The sequence below is a fragment of the Microbacterium sp. NPDC089186 genome, from assembly GCF_040685115.1.
Classification (GTDB): Bacteria; Actinomycetota; Actinomycetes; order Actinomycetales; family Microbacteriaceae; genus Microbacterium; species Microbacterium galbum.
The window spans coordinates 1-5,573 of sequence record NZ_JBFBHJ010000005.1 but is presented as its reverse complement, the minus strand read 5'-3'; the positions used below and the strand labels follow the sequence as shown (position 1 = coordinate 5,573).

At 54.7% G+C, this 5,573-nt stretch carries 3 rRNA genes; all 3 read right to left on the bottom strand.

The features are described 5' to 3' along the window. Positions 1–46 precede the first annotated feature (46 nt). The 3 genes from rrf to AB0N82_RS16830 all read right to left on the bottom strand — a co-directional run bounded on the left by rrf (position 47) and on the right by AB0N82_RS16830 (position 5,324). A 5S ribosomal RNA gene (gene rrf / locus AB0N82_RS16840) occupies positions 47–163 on the bottom strand. A 103-nt stretch (positions 164–266) separates the two neighbouring features. Next, positions 267–3,379: ribosomal RNA gene (locus AB0N82_RS16835) — 23S ribosomal RNA — on the bottom strand. A 423-nt stretch (positions 3,380–3,802) separates the two neighbouring features. Further along, positions 3,803–5,324, bottom strand: a 16S ribosomal RNA gene (locus AB0N82_RS16830). Together the 16S, 23S and 5S rRNA genes form the textbook arrangement of a ribosomal RNA operon. Positions 5,325–5,573 lie beyond the last annotated feature (249 nt).

Here is a 5,573-nt window from a genome sequence, read left to right as displayed (position 1 = left end):
ATGCGAAATGGCCACCCAGCGTTGGGTGGCCATTTCGTTAAAGGAAGTCCGGCGGTGTCCTACTCTCCCACAGGGTCCCCCCTGCAGTACCATCGGCGCTGAGAGGCTTAGCTTCCGGGTTCGGAATGTGACCGGGCGTTTCCCTCTCGCTATGGCCGCCGAAACACTATTGATGTTTCAAAAACCAACAACGATTGTTCATTGTTGTGTTGTTCTCGACCGTACATCGAGAACCACTCAGTGGACGCAAGCACCAAAAACGGTGTGTTATCAAGTCATCGGCTTATTAGTACCGGTCAGCTTCACGCATTACTGCGCTTCCACATCCGGCCTATCAACCCAGTAGTCTGGCTGGGAGCCTCTCACCCACAAGGGGTATGGAAGTCTCATCTTGAGGCCGGCTTCCCGCTTAGATGCTTTCAGCGGTTATCCATCCCGAACGTAGCTAATCAGCGGTGCTCCTGGCGGAACAACTGACACACCAGAGGTTCGTCCAACCCGGTCCTCTCGTACTAGGGTCAGATCCTCTCAAACTTCCTACGCGCGCAGCGGATAGGGACCGAACTGTCTCACGACGTTCTAAACCCAGCTCGCGTACCGCTTTAATGGGCGAACAGCCCAACCCTTGGGACCTACTCCAGCCCCAGGATGCGACGAGCCGACATCGAGGTGCCAAACCATGCCGTCGATATGGACTCTTGGGCAAGATCAGCCTGTTATCCCCGAGGTACCTTTTATCCGTTGAGCGACAGCGCTTCCACAAGCCACTGCCGGATCACTAGTCCCGACTTTCGTCCCTGCTCGACCTGTCAGTCTCACAGTCAAGCTCCCTTGTGCACTTACACTCGCCACCTGATTGCCAACCAGGTTGAGGGAACCTTTGGGCGCCTCCGTTACATTTTGGGAGGCAACCGCCCCAGTTAAACTACCCACCAGGCACTGTCCCTGAACCGGATCACGGTCCTAAGTTAGATATCCAGAGTGACCAGAGTGGTATTTCAACAATGACTCCACACTCACTGGCGTGAATGCTTCACCGTCTCCCACCTATCCTACACAAGCCACACCGAACACCAATACCAAGCTGTAGTAAAGGTCACGGGGTCTTTCCGTCCTGCTGCGCGTAACGAGCATCTTTACTCGTAATGCAATTTCGCCGAGTTCGCGGTTGAGACAGTTGGGAAGTCGTTACGCCATTCGTGCAGGTCGGAACTTACCCGACAAGGAATTTCGCTACCTTAGGATGGTTATAGTTACCACCGCCGTTTACTGGGGCTTAAATTCTCAGCTTCGCCTTGCGGCTAACCGGTCCTCTTAACCTTCCAGCACCGGGCAGGCGTCAGTCCGTATACATCGTCTTGCGACTTGGCACGGACCTGTGTTTTTAGTAAACAGTCGCTACCCACTAGTCTCTGCGGCCACCACACCCTTTCGGAGCAAGTCCTAATAAGTGGATGGCCCCCCTTCTCCCGAAGTTACGGGGGCATTTTGCCGAGTTCCTTAACCACGATTCTCTCGATCTCCTTGGTATTCTCTACCTGACCACCTGAGTCGGTTTGGGGTACGGGCGGCTAGAACCTCGCGTCGATGCTTTTCTCGGCAGCATAGGATCACCCACTTTTTATCCGCATCGTGTCTCAGCCTCAATGACTCCCGGATTTGCCTAAGAGTCGGCCTACGCACTTGCACCAGGACTACCATCGCCTGGCTTGGGCTACCTTCCTGCGTCACACCTGTTAATACGCTAGCCGCACCAGCATGGGGTCGAGCGTTCACACACACCCGCCTCACCCCGAAGGGATCGGCTAAAGCGTGAGCTAGGACTCTTAGCACCACTGGATTAGCTTGGGCGGTTCTTCGCCGGTACGGGAATATCAACCCGTTGTCCATCGACTACGCCTGTCGGCCTCGCCTTAGGTCCCGACTTACCCAGGGAAGATTAGCTTGACCCTGGAACCCTTGGTCTTTCGGAGGACGTGTTTCTCACACGTCATTCGCTACTCATGCCTGCATTCTCACTCGTGTAGCGTCCACGGCTGGGTCACCCCGCCGCTTCACTCGCCACACGACGCTCTCCTACCCATCAACACGGCTGGACCACGAAGGCCTACCAAAAATGTCAATGCCACAACTTCGGTGGCGTGCTTGAGCCCCGTTACATTGTCGGCGCGGAATCACTTGACCAGTGAGCTATTACGCACTCTTTCAAGGGTGGCTGCTTCTAAGCCAACCTCCTGGTTGTCAAAGCAACTCCACATCCTTTCCCACTTAGCACGCGCTTAGGGACCTTAGTTGGTGGTCTGGGTTGTTTCCCTCTCGACTATGAAGCTTATCCCCCACAGTCTCACTGCTGCGCTCTCACTTACCGGCATTCGGAGTTTGGCTGACGTCAGTAACCTTGTAGGGCCCATCGGCCATCCAGTAGCTCTACCTCCGGCAAGAAACACGCAACGCTGCACCTAAATGCATTTCGGAGAGAACCAGCTATCACGAAGTTTGATTGGCCTTTCACCCCTATCCACAGCTCATCCCCTCAGTTTTCAACCTAAGTGGGTTCGGTCCTCCACGACGTCTTACCGTCGCTTCAACCTGGCCATGGATAGATCACTTCGCTTCGGGTCTAGGACACGCGACTGAATCGCCCTATTCAGACTCGCTTTCGCTACGGCTACCCCACACGGGTTAACCTCGCCACGTATCGCTAACTCGCAGGCTCATTCTTCAAAAGGCACGCTGTCACCCCTACTAAGGAGGCTCCAACGGTTTGTAAGCAAACGGTTTCAGGTACTATTTCACTCCCCTCCCGGGGTACTTTTCACCTTTCCCTCACGGTACTTGTCCGCTATCGGTCATCTGGGAGTATTTAGGCTTATCAGGTGGTCCTGACAGATTCACACGGGATTTCTCGGGCCCCGTGCTACTTGGGATACTCTTCACGCCAAGAACAGGCATTTCGACTACGGGGTTCGCACCCTCTATGACCGGCCATTCAAAACCGTTCGTCTATACCCTCTTGTCACGTCGACTGCTCGGCAGAACAATCCGAAAAGTCCCACAACCCCCAACATGCAACGCCTGCCGGCTATCACACACGCTAGGTTTAGCCTCTTCCGATTTCGCTCGCCACTACTCACGGAATCGCTGTTGCTTTCTCTTCCTGTGGGTACTGAGATGTTTCACTTCCCCACGTTCCCTCTACCCGCCCTATATATTCAGGCGGGAGTCACCAGGTACGCACGCGCCCTGGCGGGGTTTCCCCATTCGGACACCCTCGGATCAAAACTCGCTTATCAGTTCCCCGAGGCTTATCGCAGATTGCTACGTCCTTCTTCGGCTCCAGATGCCAAGGCATCCACCGTTTGCTCTTAAAGACTTGAAATCACATGAGTTGAATCGTCAAAAAATTGACTAATGATCTTTAAGATCATCTTCACGACACAAACCCGAAGGCTCATGTCGAAGATGCTCGCGTCCACTGTGTAGTTCTCAAAGTACGGGCGGTACCCCTCCCCGACATCACAACCGCGACATCAAGAAAAGGCCCTCGAGGAACAGCCACCAACCACCACCGGTTCAACAACCAGCGCGATCAGCGCCCGGCCCCTCAGGACCCAACAGCGTGCATGTGTCAACAACTCCGAACCAGATCATTCCAATGGCAAGCCACGTACTAAACCCGAGAACCTCGTCCCCGACACCACGTCAAATGTTCCACCCATGAGCTAACCGGCAGACACGAACGGTCTGATCCGGCGCCTGGACACTCACAACCCGAAGGCCATCAGTGCCAGATGCTCCTTAGAAAGGAGGTGATCCAGCCGCACCTTCCGGTACGGCTACCTTGTTACGACTTAGTCCTAATTACCGATCCCACCTTCGACGGCTCCCTCCACAAGGGTTGGGCCACCGGCTTCAGGTGTTACCGACTTTCATGACTTGACGGGCGGTGTGTACAAGACCCGGGAACGTATTCACCGCAGCGTTGCTGATCTGCGATTACTAGCGACTCCGACTTCATGAGGTCGAGTTGCAGACCTCAATCCGAACTGGGACCGGCTTTTTGGGATTCGCTCCACCTCACGGTATTGCAGCCCTTTGTACCGGCCATTGTAGCATGCGTGAAGCCCAAGACATAAGGGGCATGATGATTTGACGTCATCCCCACCTTCCTCCGAGTTGACCCCGGCAGTATCCCATGAGTTCCCACCATTACGTGCTGGCAACATAGAACGAGGGTTGCGCTCGTTGCGGGACTTAACCCAACATCTCACGACACGAGCTGACGACAACCATGCACCACCTGTTCACCAGTGTCCAAAGAGTTGACCATTTCTGGCCCGTTCTGGTGTATGTCAAGCCTTGGTAAGGTTCTTCGCGTTGCATCGAATTAATCCGCATGCTCCGCCGCTTGTGCGGGTCCCCGTCAATTCCTTTGAGTTTTAGCCTTGCGGCCGTACTCCCCAGGCGGGGAACTTAATGCGTTAGCTGCGTCACGGAAACCGTGGAATGGTCCCCACAACTAGTTCCCAACGTTTACGGGGTGGACTACCAGGGTATCTAAGCCTGTTTGCTCCCCACCCTTTCGCTCCTCAGCGTCAGTTACGGCCCAGAGATCTGCCTTCGCCATCGGTGTTCCTCCTGATATCTGCGCATTCCACCGCTACACCAGGAATTCCAATCTCCCCTACCGCACTCTAGTCTGCCCGTACCCACTGCAGGCCCGAGGTTGAGCCTCGGGATTTCACAGCAGACGCGACAAACCGCCTACGAGCTCTTTACGCCCAATAATTCCGGATAACGCTTGCGCCCTACGTATTACCGCGGCTGCTGGCACGTAGTTAGCCGGCGCTTTTTCTGCAGGTACCGTCACTTTCGCTTCTTCCCTGCTAAAAGAGGTTTACAACCCGAAGGCCGTCATCCCTCACGCGGCGTTGCTGCATCAGGCTTTCGCCCATTGTGCAATATTCCCCACTGCTGCCTCCCGTAGGAGTCTGGGCCGTGTCTCAGTCCCAGTGTGGCCGGTCACCCTCTCAGGCCGGCTACCCGTCGACGCCTTGGTGAGCCATTACCTCACCAACAAGCTGATAGGCCGCGAGCCCATCCCAGACCAAAAAATCTTTCCAACCCCCACCATGCGGAAGAGGCTCATATCCAGTATTAGACGCCGTTTCCAGCGCTTATCCCAGAGTCCAGGGCAGGTTGCTCACGTGTTACTCACCCGTTCGCCACTGATCCACCAAGCAAGCTTGGCTTCACCGTTCGACTTGCATGTGTTAAGCACGCCGCCAGCGTTCATCCTGAGCCAGGATCAAACTCTCCGTAAAAAAGAAATGCACACAACACCGGGAAAACGATGCTGCAGCGAGTTTGAAACTGACCAAAGAGAAACATCATTACTGACGTATCCATATGCCAACCCCCGAAGAGGCTGGTCTTTGATCCAAAGGAATTTCTCGCAATCCGAAGATCAACGAGGAATAAATTGGCATTTGACAAGTGCACGCTGTTGAGTTCTCAAGGAACGGACGCACCCACAGAAACAGTCACCTAGACCTAACCGTGAGGCAGTTCAC